The 18,010-nt window shown below is 39.0% G+C and carries 21 protein-coding genes; all 21 read left to right on the top strand.

Features of this window, described 5'->3' with window-relative positions:
* The first annotated feature begins 86 nt into the window (after positions 1 to 86).
* The 21 genes from J5F42_RS06620 to J5F42_RS06520 all read left to right on the top strand — a co-directional run bounded on the left by J5F42_RS06620 (position 87) and on the right by J5F42_RS06520 (position 17,997).
* On the top strand, positions 87 to 521 hold the full coding sequence (locus J5F42_RS06620) for a FoF1 ATP synthase subunit B' (RefSeq protein ID WP_001027627.1): 435 nt from the start codon (positions 87 to 89) through the stop codon (positions 519 to 521).
* A 3-nt stretch (positions 522 to 524) separates the two neighbouring features.
* Complete coding sequence (locus J5F42_RS06615) at positions 525 to 1,040, top strand: F0F1 ATP synthase subunit B (RefSeq protein ID WP_000244687.1); 516 nt, start codon at positions 525 to 527, stop codon at positions 1,038 to 1,040.
* Positions 1,041 to 1,583, top strand: a complete 543-nt coding sequence (locus tag J5F42_RS06610) for a F0F1 ATP synthase subunit delta (protein ID WP_079356541.1) — start codon at positions 1,041 to 1,043, stop codon at positions 1,581 to 1,583.
* Between the two features lie 22 nt (positions 1,584 to 1,605).
* Positions 1,606 to 3,117, top strand: a complete 1,512-nt coding sequence (gene atpA, locus J5F42_RS06605) for a F0F1 ATP synthase subunit alpha (RefSeq protein WP_079356542.1) — start codon at positions 1,606 to 1,608, stop codon at positions 3,115 to 3,117.
* Positions 3,118 to 3,131: 14 nt separating this feature from the next.
* Positions 3,132 to 4,037 carry an ATP synthase F1 subunit gamma gene (atpG, locus tag J5F42_RS06600; protein ID WP_097699042.1) on the top strand — a complete coding sequence of 302 codons (906 nt, stop codon included), beginning with the start codon at positions 3,132 to 3,134 and terminating at the stop codon, positions 4,035 to 4,037.
* A 32-nt stretch (positions 4,038 to 4,069) separates the two neighbouring features.
* Positions 4,070 to 5,470, top strand: a complete 1,401-nt coding sequence (atpD, locus tag J5F42_RS06595) for a F0F1 ATP synthase subunit beta (protein ID WP_001879504.1) — start codon at positions 4,070 to 4,072, stop codon at positions 5,468 to 5,470.
* A gap of 10 nt (positions 5,471 to 5,480) precedes the next feature.
* Positions 5,481 to 5,852 carry an ATP synthase F1 subunit epsilon gene (atpC, locus tag J5F42_RS06590; protein WP_164863130.1) on the top strand — a complete coding sequence of 124 codons (372 nt, stop codon included), beginning with the start codon at positions 5,481 to 5,483 and terminating at the stop codon, positions 5,850 to 5,852.
* A 10-nt stretch (positions 5,853 to 5,862) separates the two neighbouring features.
* Complete coding sequence (locus J5F42_RS06585; protein WP_097699044.1) at positions 5,863 to 6,441, top strand: MotA/TolQ/ExbB proton channel family protein; 579 nt, start codon at positions 5,863 to 5,865, stop codon at positions 6,439 to 6,441.
* A 43-nt stretch (positions 6,442 to 6,484) separates the two neighbouring features.
* The gene (locus J5F42_RS06580) at positions 6,485 to 6,886 is read left to right on the top strand and encodes an ExbD/TolR family protein (RefSeq protein WP_001105112.1); all 402 of its coding nucleotides are present in this window, start codon (positions 6,485 to 6,487) and stop codon (positions 6,884 to 6,886) included.
* Between the two features lie 18 nt (positions 6,887 to 6,904).
* Positions 6,905 to 7,699 (top strand): energy transducer TonB, encoded by a 795-nt coding sequence (locus J5F42_RS06575; protein ID WP_097699045.1) that lies wholly within the window; start codon positions 6,905 to 6,907, stop codon positions 7,697 to 7,699.
* Positions 7,696 to 8,949: a Tol-Pal system protein TolB gene (gene tolB / locus J5F42_RS06570; protein WP_097559714.1), complete on the top strand. Its 1,254-nt coding sequence runs from the start codon at positions 7,696 to 7,698 to the stop codon at positions 8,947 to 8,949. Before J5F42_RS06575 ends, tolB begins: the two co-directional genes overlap by 4 nt.
* Before the next feature lie 66 nt (positions 8,950 to 9,015).
* Positions 9,016 to 9,555, top strand: coding sequence for an outer membrane protein Omp18 (locus J5F42_RS06565; protein WP_078249486.1), 540 nt, complete (start codon positions 9,016 to 9,018; stop codon positions 9,553 to 9,555).
* Between the two features lie 7 nt (positions 9,556 to 9,562).
* The gene (locus tag J5F42_RS06560; RefSeq protein WP_097689817.1) at positions 9,563 to 10,558 is read left to right on the top strand and encodes a hypothetical protein; all 996 of its coding nucleotides are present in this window, start codon (positions 9,563 to 9,565) and stop codon (positions 10,556 to 10,558) included.
* Positions 10,545 to 11,102: an FKBP-type peptidyl-prolyl cis-trans isomerase gene (locus J5F42_RS06555; RefSeq protein ID WP_078261266.1), complete on the top strand. Its 558-nt coding sequence runs from the start codon at positions 10,545 to 10,547 to the stop codon at positions 11,100 to 11,102. Before J5F42_RS06560 ends, J5F42_RS06555 begins: the two co-directional genes overlap by 14 nt.
* 31 nt (positions 11,103 to 11,133) lie before the next feature.
* Positions 11,134 to 11,340, top strand: a complete 207-nt coding sequence (locus J5F42_RS06550; RefSeq protein ID WP_001088955.1) for a hypothetical protein — start codon at positions 11,134 to 11,136, stop codon at positions 11,338 to 11,340.
* A 63-nt stretch (positions 11,341 to 11,403) separates the two neighbouring features.
* Positions 11,404 to 11,607, top strand: a complete 204-nt coding sequence (locus J5F42_RS06545; RefSeq protein ID WP_021172305.1) for a flagellar biosynthesis anti-sigma factor FlgM — start codon at positions 11,404 to 11,406, stop codon at positions 11,605 to 11,607.
* Between the two features lie 161 nt (positions 11,608 to 11,768).
* Positions 11,769 to 12,707: a DNA cytosine methyltransferase gene (locus J5F42_RS06540; RefSeq protein WP_097699046.1), complete on the top strand. Its 939-nt coding sequence runs from the start codon at positions 11,769 to 11,771 to the stop codon at positions 12,705 to 12,707.
* Positions 12,708 to 12,838: 131 nt separating this feature from the next.
* Positions 12,839 to 13,273: a hypothetical protein gene (locus J5F42_RS06535; protein WP_000260926.1), complete on the top strand. Its 435-nt coding sequence runs from the start codon at positions 12,839 to 12,841 to the stop codon at positions 13,271 to 13,273.
* Position 13,274: 1 nt separating this feature from the next.
* Positions 13,275 to 15,095, top strand: coding sequence for a flagellar hook-associated protein FlgK (gene flgK / locus J5F42_RS06530; RefSeq protein ID WP_283491255.1), 1,821 nt, complete (start codon positions 13,275 to 13,277; stop codon positions 15,093 to 15,095).
* Positions 15,096 to 15,282: 187 nt separating this feature from the next.
* Positions 15,283 to 16,986: a gamma-glutamyltransferase gene (gene ggt / locus J5F42_RS06525; RefSeq protein ID WP_097681668.1), complete on the top strand. Its 1,704-nt coding sequence runs from the start codon at positions 15,283 to 15,285 to the stop codon at positions 16,984 to 16,986.
* Between the two features lie 240 nt (positions 16,987 to 17,226).
* Complete coding sequence (locus tag J5F42_RS06520; RefSeq protein WP_097699049.1) at positions 17,227 to 17,997, top strand: HP1117 family Sel1-like repeat protein; 771 nt, start codon at positions 17,227 to 17,229, stop codon at positions 17,995 to 17,997.
* Positions 17,998 to 18,010: the final 13 nt, after the last annotated feature.

Raw genomic sequence — 18,010 nt, 5'->3', positions numbered from 1 at the left:
TTTTAAGCGATTTTTTGTTAAGATAGAGTTAATGTTTTTATAACAAGTGCGAGTTTCAAATATTTTTAGGATGAAAGAAATAGGTCATGAATATATCGGTTAACCCCTATTTAATGGCGGTCGTTTTTGTAGTGTTTGTGTTGTTGTTGTGGGCGATGAATGTTTGGGTGTATAGGCCTTTGTTGGCTTTTATGGATAACAGACAGGCAGAGATAAAGGATAGCTTGGCTAAAATCAAAACGGATAACACCCAAAGCGTGGAGATTGGCCATCAAATTGAGACTCTTCTTAAAGAAGCCGCTGAAAAGCGCAGAGAAATGTTAGCAGAAGCGATTCAAAAAGCCACAGAGTCTTATGACGCTGTGATCAAGCAAAAAGAGAACGAACTCAATCAAGAGTTTGAAGCGTTCGCAAAGCAATTGCAAAATGAAAAGCAAGCGCTAAAAGAGCAATTGCAAGCGCAAATGCCGGTATTTGAAGACGAATTAAACAAGCGTGTGGCTATGGGTTTAGGGAGTTGATAGATGGTGTTAGTTAAAATAGTGTTAGGGTTTTTGATCCTTTTAAGCCCTTTGTACGCTACTGGATTGGATATTTCACAAACAGACATTATAGAGCGATCTTTAAATTTTCTCTTGTTTGTGGGGATCTTGTGGTATTTTTTGGCTAAAAGATTGCGTTCATTTTTACACTCCAAAAGCCTTGAAATCTCCAAACGCTTAGAAGAAATTCAAGCCCAACTCAAAGTGAGTAAAGAAAATAAGAAAAAACTCCTTAAAGAATTAGAGCAAGCCAAAGAAAAAGCTGAATTGATTATTTCTGATGCGAATAAAGAAGCCTACACGATCACGCAAAAATACGAATTGCAAACCAAAATAGATGTGGAAAATTTGATCAAAAATTCTAAGTCGTTGATGGATTTAGAAGTTAAAAAGATCAAAAGAGAGCTGGTTGAAAGCGTTTTTAAAGATCTAAGAGAGAGCAAAAAAGTGTCTTTCAATGCGCAAGATTGCGTGAATATTTTGAAACAAAGGCTTTAAATGCAAGATTTAAAAGTGATCTCCAAGCATTACGCTAAGGCGTTGAAAAACCACACTAAGGATAATTTGGCGTTATTAGAAGAAATTGTCGTGGGGCTTAAAAATTTAGCAGAAGCTATAAAATTGCACAAACTCCATCAAGTGTTAGCCCATGTTTCTTTAAAAGTTAAAAAAGAGGTTGTGTTAGAAGTTTTAGAAAAAATAACTCCCACAAAAGCATGTTCAATTTTAAAGCCTGTAATGGAAGTGGTGTTAAAAAATAACAGGCTTGACATGCTGGAATTAGTCGCTGAAGAGCTGTCCTTTGATTCTAAAAGGACTTTAGAAGCCACGCTTTTAGTCCCAGAAAAGCTTGAAAATAGTGAACTAGAAGCCGTGCAACAAAAATTGCAAGCGCGTTTTAACGCCCCTGTAGAAATCGCTCAAGACACTTGGTCTAAAAAAGGGGTTTCTTTGAGCGTTTCAAGCCTGGATTTAGAAATAGGCTTTTCTAAAGAAGATATTTTAAAGAAAATAGAAAAACAGGTTATTCAATCTATTTAATCAATCTAAGGAGATAAAGATAATGTCCCAACTAAAATTGGAAGAAATCAGCTCGGTTATTGAAGAAAAAATCAAGAATTTTGAACTTGATTGCGATATGGCTGAAGTAGGAAAAGTCGTTTCATACGCTGATGGTGTGGCTAAGGTTTATGGCTTAAATGGTGTGATGTCGTATGAAGTGCTGGAGTTTGAAACAGGGGATAAAGGCGTTGCGGCTAATTTAGAAGAAGATAGCGTTGGCGTGATTGTGTTTGGTTTTGGCAACAATATTAAAGAGGGGACTAGCGTTAAACGCACGAAGAGTTTGATGAAAGTTCCTGTTGGCGATGCGGTTGTAGGGCGTGTGCTAAACGCTTTGGGTGAGCCTATTGATGGCAAGGGTGAGATAGAAACGAATGAATTTAGTCTCATAGAGCAAAAAGCCCCAGGCATTATGGACAGGAAATCGGTGCATGAGCCTTTACAAACTGGCATTAAAGCCATTGATGCGTTGGTGCCTATTGGGCGCGGGCAAAGGGAATTGATTATTGGGGATAAACAAACCGGTAAAACCACCGTAGCGATCGATGCGATCATTAACCAAAAAGGGCAAAATGTGATCTGTATCTATGTGGCTATTGGGCAAAAAGAATCCACTGTCGCGCAAGTGGTCCGCAAATTAGAAGAATACGGAGCGATGGAATACAGCGTCGTGATCAACGCTTCGGCTTCAGATTCAGCTGCAATGCAATATTTAGCCCCTTATTCAGGTGTGGCTATGGGGGAATACTTTAGAGATCATGCCCGCCATGCCTTAATCGTTTATGATGATTTGAGTAAGCATGCTGTCGCTTACAGAGAGATTTCTTTGATTTTGAGAAGACCCCCAGGTAGGGAGGCTTTTCCTGGAGATGTGTTTTATATCCACTCACGGCTTTTAGAAAGAGCGGCTAAACTTTGCGATGAAAAAGGTGCGGGTTCTTTGACCGCACTCCCTATTGTGGAAACTCAAGCGGGCGATGTTTCAGCTTATATCCCTACGAATATCATTTCTATTACAGATGGGCAAATTTTCTTAGAAACGGATTTGTTTTATTCAGGAATCCGCCCGGCTATCAATGTGGGCTTATCGGTTTCAAGGGTTGGAGGGGCCGCTCAAATCAAAGCGACCAAGCAGGTTTCAGGGACTTTGCGCCTGGATTTAGCGCAATACAGAGAGTTGCAAGCCTTCACGCAATTCGCTTCTGATTTAGATGAAGCGAGTAAAAAGCAATTAGAAAGGGGGCAACGCATGGTGGAAGTGCTCAAACAAGCCCCTTATTCGCCCTTGCCCATTGAAAAGCAAGTGGTCATTATTTACGCTGGGGCTAAAGGTTTTTTAGACAGCGTGAGCGTGAAAAAAGTCGTGGATTTTGAAGAGCAACTGCACCCTTTCTTGGAAGCAAAATACCCTCAAGTTTTAGAAGAAATCCACACTAAAAAAGTGCTAGATAAGGATTTAGAAGCCATGCTAAGAAAAGTCTTAGAGGAATTTAAGCTCACTTATAGCGAGTAGGAGACGGCTAGAATATGGCGAATTTAAGAGACATTAGAAAGAAAATTGGAAGCGTTAAAAACACGCAAAAAATCACGCATGCGATGAAACTCGTTTCCACTTCCAAGCTAAGAAAAGCTGAAGAAGTTGCAAGAAATTCCAGAGCGTATGCACTGAAACTAGACGCTGTGTTTGATGATGTGCTATCCAAGATGAAAAATCAAGGGATTGAAGACATTCAAAGCAAGTATTTTAGGGAATTAGAAAGACTTGAAATCAAAAAAGTGGATATTATTTTTATCACAGCTGATAAGGGGCTTTGTGGGGGCTTTAACACCAATACCATTAAAAAAGTTTTAGCATGCACGAATGAATACAAAGAAAAAGACATTAAAGTGCGTTTGCGCGGTATTGGTAAAAAGGGTAATGAGTATTTTAGCTTTAACGGGATAGAGGTTTTAGACAAGATCAATAATTTGAGTTCTATGCCTAATTATGAACGTGCGCAGGAATTCATGAAAAAAGTGGTAGAGGATTATTTGAGTGGGAAAACCGATAAGGTCATCATCATTCATAATGGCTTTAAAAACATGATCAGTCAAGAAATAAGAGTCAAAACAATTTTGCCTATTGGGTATAAAATCATCCACCAAAACCCTCATCCTAATGAGGCGCAAGAGACTATTACTAGTGAGCCAAGCGGGAGTGAAGATGAAATTTTAGACTCTTTGGCAGAAAAATATGTGGAGTATAGTTTATACTACGCTTTGATTGATTCTTTAGCCGCAGAGCATAGTGCTAGAATGCAGGCTATGGATACAGCGACGAATAACGCTAAAGATTTGGTTAAAACTTTAACTATTTCTTATAATAAAGCCAGACAAGAGGCGATTACGACCGAGCTAGTAGAAATCAATGCTGGCGTAGAAGCCCTAAAATAAAAATTACATTAAAATAAGGAGCGATGAAAGCGATGGAAGGTAAAATCATTCAGGTTTTAGGCCCTGTGGTAGATGTGGAGTTTGAATCCTATCTACCGGCGATTTTTGAAGCACTAGACATTAATTTTGAAGTCAATGGCACTCAAAAATCTTTAGTTTTAGAGGTGGCAGCCCATTTGGGCGGTAATCGGGTGCGAGCGATTGCTATGGATATGACAGAAGGCTTGGTGCGTAACCAGATCGTCAAAGCTCGTGGCAAGATGATTGAAGTGCCTGTGGGCGAAGAAGTGTTGGGGCGTATTTTTAATGTTGTGGGCGAGAGCATTGACAATTTAGAGTCTCTTAAGCCGTCCTTGACTTGGCCCATTCACAGAAAAGCCCCTAGTTTTGAACAACAAAGCACTAAAACAGAAATGTTTGAAACCGGCATTAAAGTCATTGACTTGCTCGCGCCTTATTCTAAGGGCGGTAAAGTAGGCTTGTTTGGTGGGGCTGGCGTGGGGAAAACGGTGATCATTATGGAGCTTATCCACAATGTGGCTTATAAGCATAACGGGTATTCAGTGTTTGCGGGTGTGGGGGAGCGCACCAGAGAAGGGAATGATCTGTATTTTGAAATGAAAGAAGGGGGCGTTTTAGACAAAGTCGCGCTGTGCTATGGGCAAATGAATGAGCCACCAGGCGCTAGGAATCGCATCGCATTCACCGGCTTGACGATGGCGGAGTATTTTCGTGATGAAAAGGGCTTAGATGTGTTGATGTTCATTGATAACATCTTTAGATACGCTCAAAGCGGTGCAGAGATGAGTGCGCTATTAGGCCGTATCCCTTCAGCGGTGGGGTATCAGCCCACGCTAGCCGGGGAAATGGGGAAACTTCAAGAGCGCATCGCTTCCACTAAAAATGGCTCTATCACTTCCGTTCAAGCGGTGTATGTGCCAGCAGACGATTTGACTGACCCAGCCCCTGCTTCGGTGTTTGCGCACTTAGATGCGACTACGGTGTTGAATAGAAAGATCGCTGAAAAAGGGATTTATCCAGCAGTTGATCCCTTGGATTCCACTTCAAGGATTTTAAGTCCTCAAATGATTGGCGAGAAGCACTATGAAATCGCCACCGGTATCCAGCAAGTTTTGCAAAAATACAAGGATTTGCAAGATATTATTGCGATTTTGGGATTGGACGAATTGAGCGAAGAGGATAAAAAAACGGTTGAAAGGGCCAGAAAAATTGAGAAGTTTTTATCCCAGCCGTTTTTTGTGGCTGAAGTGTTTACGGGAAGTCCCGGTAAATACGTGACTCTCCAAGAGACTTTAGAGGGCTTTGGAGGGATTTTAGAAGGTAAATACGATCATATTCCTGAGAACGCGTTTTACATGGTGGGCAGCATTCAAGAGGTTTTAGAAAAAGCTAAAAACATGAAAAATTCCTAAGGGTTTTGTGATGGCTTTGTTGAAAATTAGTGTGGTAGTTCCTGAGGGGGAAGTTTATACAGGAGAGGTTAAAAGCGTTGTGTTGCCAGGAGTGGAAGGGGAATTTGGGGTGCTTTATGGGCATAGCAACATGATCACCTTGCTTCAGGCGGGAGTGGTTGAGATTGAAACGGAGAGCCAAAGAGAACACATCGCGATCAGTTGGGGCTATGCAGAAGTGACTGGTGAGCATGTGGATATTTTAGCCGATGGGGCGGTCTTTATCAAAAAAGAATCAGATGACAGAGACGATGCGATTTCTAGGGCTAAAAGGCTTTTAGAGGACGCAAGCTCTGACAGGTTAGCGGTTTCTAGCGTGCTGGCTAAGATTGAGTCTCTTTAAGGGGATAATCATGTTCGATTCAATCGTTTATTTTTTCAATAAGAGCGGGTTTGTTACCACGCTTGTTTTAGTTTGGATTTCGCTTTATTTGGTGATGACTTTATGGGTCTTTTTGTATAAAAGCATTGTGTTAAAGATTGAACTCAAGCGCGAGATGCAATCTTTGTCTAACATTCTTAATGGGGTGCAAGACGCTCCAGAGCATTTTATGTTTAATAAAAAAAGAAATGATGAGACCAAAAGGTATTCTAATGAATTGTTGCAGGCTTGGAAACACCAGGTTCTTAAGCAAAGCACGACGGGTTTAGTGGTGTTGAGCATCATCTCTTCTACAGCCCCCTTTATTGGCTTGTTTGGAACGGTGGTTGAAATTTTAGAAGCGTTTAACAATTTGGGCGCGTTGGGTCAAGCTTCTTTTGGAGTGATCGCACCCATTATTTCTAAGGCTCTTATTGCCACCGCTGCAGGGATTTTAGCGGCCATTCCAGCCTATTCTTTTTACTTGATTTTAAAACGCAAGGTGTATGATTTATCGGTTTATGTGCAGATGCAAGTGGATATTTTGTCTTCTAAAAAAGAAAGCTTTTAAGGGGATTTTATAAATATCTTAAATAGGGAGTTAGAAGGTTTTTATGAATTATGATAACTATTGGGATGAAGACAAACCAGAACTCAATATCACGCCCTTAGTGGATGTGATGCTTGTTTTATTGGCTATTCTTATGGTAACGACGCCCACTCTCACTTATAAAGAAGAGATTGCTTTGCCTTCTGGTTCAAAAACTGCTAGAGCCACTCAAGATAAAGTGATAGAGATACGCATGGATAAAGACGCAAAAATCTATATAGATAGTCAAACCTATGAATACAACTCTTTCCCGGACACTTTCAATTTGCTTTCTAAAAAATACGATAAAGATACTAGGGTGAGTATCCGTGCGGACAAGCGATTGACCTATGACAAAGTGATTTATTTGTTAAAAACGATTAAAGAAGCGGGTTTTTTAAAAGTTTCTTTAATTACAAGTCCTTAAAAAGTAGGGCTAATTTGCATGAGTAAGAGCGCGATCTTTGTTGTTTCTGGCTTTTTAGCGTTCTTGCTCTATGCTTTGTTATTATATGGTTTGTTGCTAGAAAAGCACAATAAAGAAGCGGAGAAAATCCTTTTAGGTTTAAATAAAAAGGACGAACAAGCCATTGACTTGAATTTAGAAGATCTGCCTAGCGAGAAAAAGAATGAAAAAATTGAAAAAGTAACGGAAAAACAGGGCGATTTTTTAGAGCCTAAAGAAGAACCCAAAGAAGAGCCTGAAGAAAGCCTTGAAAATATTTTTTCTTCACTCAATGATTTTCAAGAAAAGACAGACACAAACGCTCAAAAAGATGAGCAAAAAAATGAGCAAGAAGAAGAGCAAAGGCGTTTAAAAGAACAGCAACGCTTAAGAAAAAACCAAGAAAACCAAGAGATGTTGAAAGGTTTGCAACAAAATTTGAATCAATTCACGCAAAAATTAGAAAGCGTTAAAAACAAGACTTTAGATTTGCAAATTCCTAAACAAGATGGGGTTGATGAAAAGGCTTACCAAGAGTGGTACGCTCAAATCTATCAGATTTTATATAAAGGCTGGAGGGGCGTTTTTTATCACAAGGCTTCAGTGAGCGCGCTGATTATGATCACTAAAGATGGAGAGTTTGATTATACCATTCTTAGTTACTCTGATTTTAAGGATTATAACAAGAGCGTGATGACCCTTTTAGATGATTTAAAGAAAGTGGATTTCCCCCCATATCCTGGAGGAAACATGGTTTCTATTAAAGTTAATTTCACCACTAAGGAAGAACAATGAAATATTTATGGCTTTTTTTAATAAGCGCTATAGGGCTTTTTGCAACAGATAAAACGCTAGATATTATTAAAACCATTCAAAAACTTCCTAAGATTGAAGTGCGCTACTCCATAGACAACGATGCCAATTACGCTTTAAAATTGCATGAAGTCTTAGCGAACGATTTAAAGACTAGCCAGCATTTTGATGTTTCTCAAAACAAAGAGCAAGGCGCTATCAATTACGCAGAACTCAAGGATAAAAAAGTCCATCTTGTAGCGCTTGTGAGCGTGGCGGTAGAAAACGGCAATAAAATTTCACGATTAAAACTTTATGATGTGGATACAGGAACGCTCAAAAAGACTTTTGACTACCCCATTGTAAGTTTAGATCTATACCCTTTTGCAGCGCACAACATGGCCATTGTGGTGAATGATTATTTAAAAGCCCCTTCTATCGCTTGGATGAAGCGCCTGATCGTTTTTTCTAAATACATTGGACCAGGAATCACAAACATCGCACTAGCGGATTATACGATGCGTTATCAAAAAGAAATCATCAAAAACAATAGGCTCAATATTTTCCCTAAATGGGCGAACGCTGAGCAAACGGAGTTTTATTACACGCAGTATGGCGAAAGAACGCCCATGATTTTAAAATACAACATTCAAAAAGCCACTCATGAGAATATCGCTAGCTCTCAAGGAATGGCTGTGGTCTCTAGCGTGAGTTCTGATGGCTCTAAAATCTTAATGTCTTTAGCCCCTGATGGCCAACCGGATGTGTATTTGTATGACACGCATAAAAAAACTAAAACTAAAATAACGCGCTATCCTGGGATAGATGTTTCAGGAGTGTTTTTAGAAGATGACAAGTCTATGGCTTTTGTTTCGGATAGATCCGGTTATCCTAACATCTACATGAAGAAATTGGGGTTAAAAGAAAGCGCGGAGCAACTCCTTTATGAAGGAAGAAGCAATGAATCCATTGACGCTTATAAAGATAGTATTGTGTATGTGAGCCGAGAAAACCTTAATGAATTTGGCAAAACGGTGTTTAATTTGAATCTGATCACTCTAAACAGCAAATATATCCGCAGACTTACCGTGAATGGCTCTAACCAGATGCCTCGTTTTTCTACGGATGGGAGAAATATCATGTATATCAAAAAGACACCCCAAGAATACGCCATGGGGCTTATTTTGCTAGACTATAATCAGAGTTTTTTATTCCCTTTAAAGAATGTGAAAATACAAGCCTTTGATTGGTAAGGTTAAATTAAGCGAATGTGAGTTAATATTTACATTTATTAAAATTTGATTCTTGGAGAATTTATAATGAAGAGATCTTCTGCATTTAGTTTCTTGGTAGCTTTTTTATTGGTAGCTGGCTGTAGTCATAAAATGGATAATAAGACTGTGGCTGGCGATGTGAGCGCTAAAACGGTTCAGACTGCACCTGTTACTACAGAACCAGCTCCAGAGAAAGAAGAGCCTAAACAAGAGCCAGCTCCAGTGGTTGAAGAAAAACCGGCTATTGAGAGCGGGACTATCATCGCTTCTATTTATTTTGATTTTGACAAGTATGAGATCAAAGAATCCGATCAAGAGACTTTAGATGAGATTGTGCAAAAAGCTAAAGAAAACCACATGCAAGTGCTTTTGGAAGGCAATACCGATGAATTTGGCTCTAGCGAATACAACCAAGCACTTGGCGTTAAAAGGACTTTGAGCGTGAAAAACGCTTTAGTCATTAAAGGGGTAGAAAAAGATATGATCAAAACCATCAGTTTTGGTGAAACCAAACCCAAATGCACCCAAAAAACTAGAGAATGTTACAAAGAAAACAGAAGAGTGGATGTCAAATTAGTGAAGTAATTCTAGGATGAAAAGGCTTTTTTTTATCCCTTTTATCGCTCCCTTTTTTCTCAATGGGGAGCCTTCAGCATTTGATTTGCAAAGCGGGGCTACTAAAAAAGAACTCAAGCAGTTGCAAGTCAATAGTAAGAATTTTTCTAATATTTTGACCAAAATCCATTCGCAAGTAGAGGCTAACACTCAAGCTCAAGAGGGTCTAAGGAGCGTTTATGAAGGGCAGGCTAATAAGATTAAAGATCTCAATAACGCTATCCTTTCCCAAGAAGAATCCTTGCGAGCCTTAAAAGCCTCGCAAGAAGTGCAAGCTAACACATTAAAGCAGCAATCGCAAACTTTAGAGGATTTGAGGAATGAGATTCGCGCTAACCAGCAAGCTATCCAGCAGTTAGACAAGCAAAACAAAGAGATGAGTGAATTATTGACCAAGTTAAGCCAGGATTTGGTTTCACAAATCGCCTTAATCCAAAAAGCCCTCAAAGAACAAGAGGAAAAAGCTGAAAAGCCGCTCAAATCAAGCGTTCCGGCCAATAAAAACCCCTCTTTAAAAGCCGAAGCCTCAAAAAATCAAGAGAAAAAAACCCAAGAAAAGGCGAAAGTGGAGTTTGATAAAGATTTGTCCAAGCAAAAAGAGATTTTTCAAGAAGCTCTGTCTTTTTTTAGAAACAAATCCTATGCAGAAGCCAAAGAGCGTTTGTTGTGGTTAGAAGCCAATAGTTACAGACTTTATTATGTGCGTTATGTTCTTGGAGAAGTGGCTTATGGAGAAAAGAAATACAGAGAAGCGATCAAGTATTACAAAGAGAGCGCTCTTTTAAATAAAAAAGCGTCTTACATGCCTGTGCTTTTGTGGCATACGGCATGGTCGTTTAAAAAAATCAAAGACGATCAAAACTATTATAAATTTTTAAACACTTTGCAACACTTGTATCCTTCAAGCGAACAAGCTAAAATGGCACAAAAAATCTTAGAAAACAAGGAGAAACACCACCATGCAAAACCATGATTTAGAATCAGTCAAACAAGCCGCTTTGATTGAATATGAAGTGAGGGAGCAGGGCTCTAGCATTGTGCTAGACAGCAATATTTCTAAAGAGCCTTTAGAGTTTATTATAGGCGCTAATCAGATCATAGCAGGGTTAGAAAAAGCGGTATTAAAGGCTCAAATTGGCGAGTGGGAAGAGGTTGTTATCGCCCCAGAGGAAGCTTATGGGGTTTATGAAAGCAGCTATTTGCAAGAAGTCCCTAGAGATCAATTTGAAGGCATTGAATTAGAAAAAGGCATGAGCGTTTTTGGGCAAACTGAAGACAACCAAACCATTCAAGCCACTATCAAAGACTTTAGCAACACGCATGTGATGGTGGATTATAACCACCCGTTAGCTGGGAAAACTTTAGCGTTTCGTTTCAAGGTTTTAGGTTTTAGAGAAGTGAGCGAAGAAGAAATTTTAGCTTCACACCATGGCGGTGGGACAGGTTGCTGTGGCGGTCATGGGGGTCATGGCGGAAAGAAAGGTGGGGGTTGTGGTTGCTCATGTTCGCATGGGTAGTAAGGTATAGGAGTCTTTAAAAGGCAAGGTCATGAATAGTTCTAACCTCAAAAATTGGCTATTCCCTACCATTTGCTTTTTTTTATTTTGTTATATTTTAATTTTTTTAATGTTTTTTATGTTTAAAAGTTTGCAATCGCAATCGTTTGGCTCTGTGGCAGAAACCGGAAAAAAACCCATCACCACCACCAAGAAATTTGGTAAGGAATTGCAAAAACAGATTTCAAAAATCCATTAACTTTTTTTCTTTTTTGCCGATACTTGCTGTAATGGAATGAATATCAAATTAAAGGATTTTACAATGATCAATGCCATTTCTTCTCTTGCTCCGGTGCAGTCTTTGGGGAATTACAAGCGTGTGGAAAAGAATGAAAAAGTTGAAAACAATGAGGTTGCTCTTGATAGGGTAGCTGAGATCAAGAAAGCGATTGAAAATAACCAGTATAAAATCAACTTGCATGAGACTTCTCACAAAATGGCACAGGATTTATTGGGGATAAGCTAGGGGGTTTAAGGGCTTCATTTCTAGGGGGTTTATTCTTGCTGTGATTTTGCTTTTCATTAAATTTTAGTTTCTTTATGTTTTTGAATGGATTTGTCGCTCTCTTAAATAGGGCGTGTTTTTAGTCGTGTGTCAGGAATGATTGATTGGGAATTTTAACTTTTATGGATTTTTGCTCTGGTATTGGTGGAGGCCGTTTGGGCTTGGAGCAATACCATTTAAAATGCGTAGGGCATGCCGAAATCAATCATGAAGCCCTTAGAACTTATGAATTATTTTTTAAAGATACCCATAATTTTGGGGATTTGATGCGAATCAACCCTAATGACTTACCCGATTTTGATGCGCTCATTAGTGGGTTTCCTTGTCAGGCTTTTTCTATCAATGGCAAAAGGAAGGGGCTTGAAGATGAAAGAGGGACTATTATTTATGGGCTTATTCGTATCTTAAAAGTTAAACAGCCCAAATGTTTCTTGCTTGAAAACGTTAAGGGCTTAATCAATCATAAGCAACAAGAAACTTTTAAAACCATTATCAAAGCTTTGCAAGAAGCGGGCTATACAACTCATTATCAAATTTTAAACAGCGCTGATTTCCAATTAGCCCAAAAGAGAGAACGCCTTTATATCGTAGGGTTTAGGAAGGATTTGAAACACCCATTTAATTTCCCTTTAGGTTTAGCCAATGATTATTGTTTTAACGATTTTTTAGACGCTGATAATGAATGCTATTTGGATGTGAGTAACGCTGCATTTCAAAGATACTTGCACAACCCATACAACCATAACCGGGTTTTTTTAGAGAATATTTTAACTTTAGAAAACGCCGTTTTAGACACAAGACAATCTGATTTAAGGTTGTATTTTAATGTTTTTCCTACTTTAAGGACTTCTCGGCATGGTTTGTTTTATACCCAAAAAGGTAAAATCAAAAGATTAAACGCTGTTGAAAGCCTGCTTTTACAAGGATTTCCTAGGGATTTGATCGCTAAGATTAAAGATAGTCCTAATTTTAAAGAAAGCCATTTATTATCCCAAGCAGGGAATGCGATGAGCGTGAATGTGATTGCTGCTATCACTAAGCAAATGTTAAAGGCGATTTAATAAGGGAGCTTTAAGGGGAAAATGATTTCAAAATACCCCCTATCCCCTTAAGAAATTGAATTTTATAATAAAACTAAAAATGGCATAGTATTTGCTTGAATACGGCTGAAACAAGAGCTAAAGGATTTGTTATGGTCGTTTTACATTCTCATTTAGAAAACGCGCTAAACCAATTGAAAGAATTGATTGATTTAACCGAGCGCGATATAAGAGACATTAAGCTCGCTAAACACACCGAAATTTTTGAAAGAAACCATCAAAAACAGCTAGCGATTCAAGCTTTTGAGAAAGAAAAAGCGAATATAGATGCACAAATGTTGTCTTTAAAAAATCAATTCCCTAATAAAGAAATGAGTGAATTATTAGACGAAAAAACGAGCGATTTTTTAAACCAAATGCGAGAGTCCTTGCTTGTTTTGAAAGAAAAAAACTTGATTTATTCGCGCATGGCGTTTGCGGTTTCTGAGTTTTATTCTTCGCTCATCCAACAAATCATTCCCCATGACACTTGCGACTATAAAGGCTCTAGGCATGTGGGGAGTCATTTTTTAAGAGTGCAGGCGTAAAATGGGCGGAATCTTATCTTCACTCAACACTTCTTACACGGGCCTACAAGCCCATCAGAGCATGGTGGATGTTACCGGGAATAACATTTCTAACGCTAGCGATGAATTTTATAGCCGTCAGCGCGTGATTGCAAAGCCCCAAGCGGCCTACATGTATGGCACTAAAAACGTGAATATGGGCGTGGATGTGGAAGCCATTGAAAGGGTGCATGATGAGTTTGTTTTTGCTCGTTACACGAAAGCTAATTACGAAAACACTTATTACGATACAGAATTTTCACACTTAAAAGAAGCGAGCGCGTATTTTCCGGACATTGATGAAGCGAGCCTTTTTACGGATTTGCAAGATTATTTTAACTCATGGAAAGAATTGTCTAAAAACGCCAAAGACTCCGCTCAAAAACAGGCTCTCGCTCAAAAAACAGAAGCTTTAACGCACAACATTAAAGACACCAGAGAAAGATTAACGACCTTACAGCACAAGGCGAGTGAAGAATTAAAAAGCGTGATTAAAGAAGTCAATAGCTTGGGTTCTCAAATCGCTCAAATCAATAAACGCATTAAAGAAGTGGAGAATAACAAGAGTTTAAAGCATGCCAATGAATTAAGGGATAAGCGAGATGAATTAGAGTTTCATTTGCGAGAGCTTTTAGGGGGGAATGTTTTTAAAAGCAGCATTAAAACTCATTCGCTCACAGATAAAGATTCAGCGGATTTTGATGAGAGCTATAACCTTAACATTGGGCATGGGTTCAATATCATTGATGGTTCTATTTTCCATCCTTTAGTGGTTAAAGAATCCGAAAATAAAGGGGGTTTGAACCAAATCTATTTTCAAAGCGATGATTTTAAGCTCACTAATATTACTGACAAGCTCAATCAAGGGAAAGTGGGGGCGTTATTGAATGTGTATAATGACGGCTCTAATGGGACTTTAAAGGGCAAGTTGCAAGATTATATTGATTTGTTGGATTCTTTTGCTAGGGGCTTGATAGAATCCACTAACGCGATTTACGCTCAAAGCGCGAGCCATCATATTGAAGGCGAGCCTGTGGAGTTTAATAGCGATGAAGCCTTTAAAGACACTAATTACAATATCAAAAACGGCTCGTTTGATCTTATTGCTTACAACACCGATGGTAAAGAAATCGCCAGAAAAACCATTGCTATCACGCCCATTACAACCATGAACGATATTATCCAAGCCATTAACGCTAACACCGATGACAATCAAGATAATAACACCGAAAACGATTTTGATGATTATTTCACAGCGGGCTTTAACAATGAGACTAAAAAGTTTGTTATCCAGCCTAAAAACGCTTCGCAAGGGTTGTTTGTTTCTATGAAAGATAACGGCACGAATTTTATGGGAGCGTTAAAGCTCAACCCTTTTTTTCAAGGCGATGACGCTTCTAACATCAGCTTGAATAAAGAATACAAAAAAGAGCCTACCACTATCCGCCCATGGCTTGCCCCCATTAACGGGAATTTTGATGTGGCGAACATGATGCAGCAATTGCAATACGACAGTGTGGATTTTTATAACGACAAGTTTGACATTAAACCAATGAAAATCAGCGAGTTTTATCAATTTTTAACCGGTAAAATCAACACGGACGCTGAAAAATCAGGGCGTATTTTGGACACTAAAAAGAGCATGTTAGAGACCATTAAAAAAGAGCAACTCTCTATTTCGCAAGTGAGCGTGGATGAAGAAATGGTGAATTTGATCAAGTTTCAAAGCGGTTATGCCGCTAACGCTAAAGTCATTACCGCTATTGATCGGATGATAGACACTTTATTGGGGATTAAACAATAAGATTTCTATCAGTAGCGTTTTTATCAAATAAGCCTTATTTAACTTATTTTTAAGCTTTATTTGTTTTAAAACTCATTAACGATAATGGTTAATAGTATTATATAAGCTATAAACGAGAGGGTGTTTTGTAAATCTTGTGTTATAATAACAACGAAATTTTAAGCGTAACTGATTGAAAGGAAAACAGATGAGACGGAGTTTTTTAAAAACGATTGGCTTGGGTGTGATAGCGCTCTCTTTGGGCTTGTTAAACCCTTTGAGTGCGGCGAGTTACCCTCCCATTAAAAACACTAAAGTGGGATTAGCCCTTTCTAGCCACCCGCTAGCCACTGAAATTGGGCAAAAGGTTTTAGAAGATGGGGGTAATGCGATTGATGCGGCCGTAGCGATGGGATTTGCTCTAGCAGTCGTCCATCCGGCAGCAGGCAATATTGGTGGGGGAGGTTTTGCGGTTATCCATTTGGCTAATGGTGAAAATGTTGCCTTAGATTTTAGAGAAAAAGCACCATTAAAAGCCACTAAGAACATGTTTTTAGACAAGCAAGGCAATGTAGTCCCTAAACTCAGTGAAGATGGCTATTTGGCGGCCGGGGTTCCTGGAACGGTGGCGGGCATGGAAGCGATGTTGAAAAAATACGGCACCAAAAAACTATCGCAACTCATTGATCCTGCCATTAAATTGGCTGAAAATGGTTATGCGATTTCACAAAGACAAGCAGAAACCCTAAAGGAAGCAAGGGAGCGGTTTTTAAAATACAGTTCTAGCAAAAAGTATTTTTTTAAAAAAGGGCATCTTGATTATCAAGAAGGGGATTTATTTGTCCAAAAAGATCTAGCCAAGACTTTGAATCAAATCAAAACGCTAGGTGCTAAAGGTTTTTATCAAGGGCAAGTCGCTGAGCTTATTGAGAAAGACATGAAAAAGAATGGAGGGATTATCACTAAAGAAGATTTAGCCAGTTACAATGTGAAATGGCGCAAACCGGTAGTGGGGAGTTATCGTGGGTATAAGATCATTTCTATGTCGCCACCAAGTTCAGGAGGCACGCATTTGATCCAGATTCTCAATGTCATGGAGAATGCGGATTTGAGTGCTCTTGGGTATGGGGCTTCTAAGAATATCCATATCGCTGCAGAAGCGATGCGTCAGGCTTATGCGGACCGATCGGTTTATATGGGAGATGCTGATTTTGTTTCAGTGCCGGTGGATAAATTGATTAATAAAGCGTATGCCAAAAAAATTTTTGACACTATCCAGCCAGATACGGTTACGCCAAGCTCTCAAATCAAACCAGGAATGGGGCAGTTGCATGAGGGGAGCAACACCACGCATTATTCTGTAGCGGACAGGTGGGGGAATGCAGTCAGCGTTACTTACACCATTAACGCCTCTTATGGGAGCGCTGCTAGTATTGATGGGGCAGGATTTTTATTGAACAATGAAATGGATGATTTTTCCATAAAGCCTGGGAATCCTAATCTCTATGGTTTAGTGGGGGGCGATGCGAATGCGATTGAAGCCAATAAGCGCCCTTTAAGCTCCATGTCGCCTACGATCGTGTTGAAAAACAATAAGGTTTTTTTGGTGGTGGGAAGCCCTGGAGGGTCTAGGATTATCACTACGGTGTTGCAAGTGATTTCTAATGTCATTGATTATAATATGAATATTTCTGAAGCGGTCTCAGCCCCAAGATTTCACATGCAATGGTTGCCTGATGAATTAAGGATTGAAAAGTTTGGCATGCCCGCTGATGTGAAAGATAACCTCACTAAAATGGGCTATCAGATTGTTACTAAGCCGGTTATGGGTGATGTGAATGCGATCCAAGTTTTGCCTAAAACTAAAGGGAGCGTTTTCTATGGATCAACGGATCCAAGGAAAGAATTTTAATCCTAATTTAGCCTTATTTTTTGGGAGGGGGACTTTTTTAGCGAGAAAGTCTTGAATTAGTTTTAAGATTTATAAAAATAGTGTAAAATTTCTCATTACAAGAGACGATATTAGATCTAAAATGGTGTATGCAGAATGGAGTTTGAGAATGTTTGCTGGTTCTAGGACGCATGCAGTTTCTTTTTTAAGATTGGTAGCCATTAGCATTATGTTTGATCTTATTAAAGCAGAGGAGTAACGATGGGATACGTAAGCAAATTAGCTTTGAAGATTTGTTTGGCAAGTTTATGTTTATTTAGCGCTCTTGGTGCAGAACACCTTGAACAAAAAAGGAATTATATTTATAAGGGAGAGGAAGCTTATAATAATAAGGAATATGAGCGAGCGGCTTCTTTTTATAAGAGCGCTATTAAAAATGGTGAACCGCTTGCTTATGTTCTTTTAGGGATCATGTATGAAAATGGTAGGGGTGTGCCTAAAGATTACAAGAAAGCGGCTGAATATTTTCAAAAAGCGGTTGATAACGATATACCTAGAGGGTATAACAATTTAGGCGTGATGTATAAAGAGGGTAGGGGCGTGCCTAAAGATGAAAAGAAAGCCGTGGAATATTTTAGAATAGCTACAGAGAAAGGCTATACTAACGCTTATATCAACTTAGGCATCATGTATATGGAGGGTAGGGGCGTTCCAAGCAACTATGTGAAAGCGACAGAGTGCTTTAGAAAAGCGATGCATAAGGGTAATGTAGAAGCTTATATCCTTTTAGGGGATATTTATTATAGTGGGAATGATCAATTGGGTATTGAGCCAGACAAAGATAAGGCGATTGTCTATTATAAAATGGCGGCTGATATAAGTTCTTCTAGAGCTTATGAAGGGTTAGCAGAATCTTATCAGTATGGGTTAGGCGTAGAAAAAGATAAAAAAAAGGCTGAAGAATACATGCAAAAAGCATGCGATTTTGACATTGATAAAAATTGTAAGAAAAAGAACACTTCAAGCCGATAACTCTTAAGCTTGG

It is taken from the genome of Helicobacter pylori (assembly GCF_030062585.1).
Classification (GTDB): Bacteria; Campylobacterota; Campylobacteria; order Campylobacterales; family Helicobacteraceae; genus Helicobacter; species Helicobacter pylori_CN.
The sequence above is the reverse complement of the archived record's forward strand: the minus strand, read 5'-3'. Positions and strand labels throughout refer to the sequence as shown.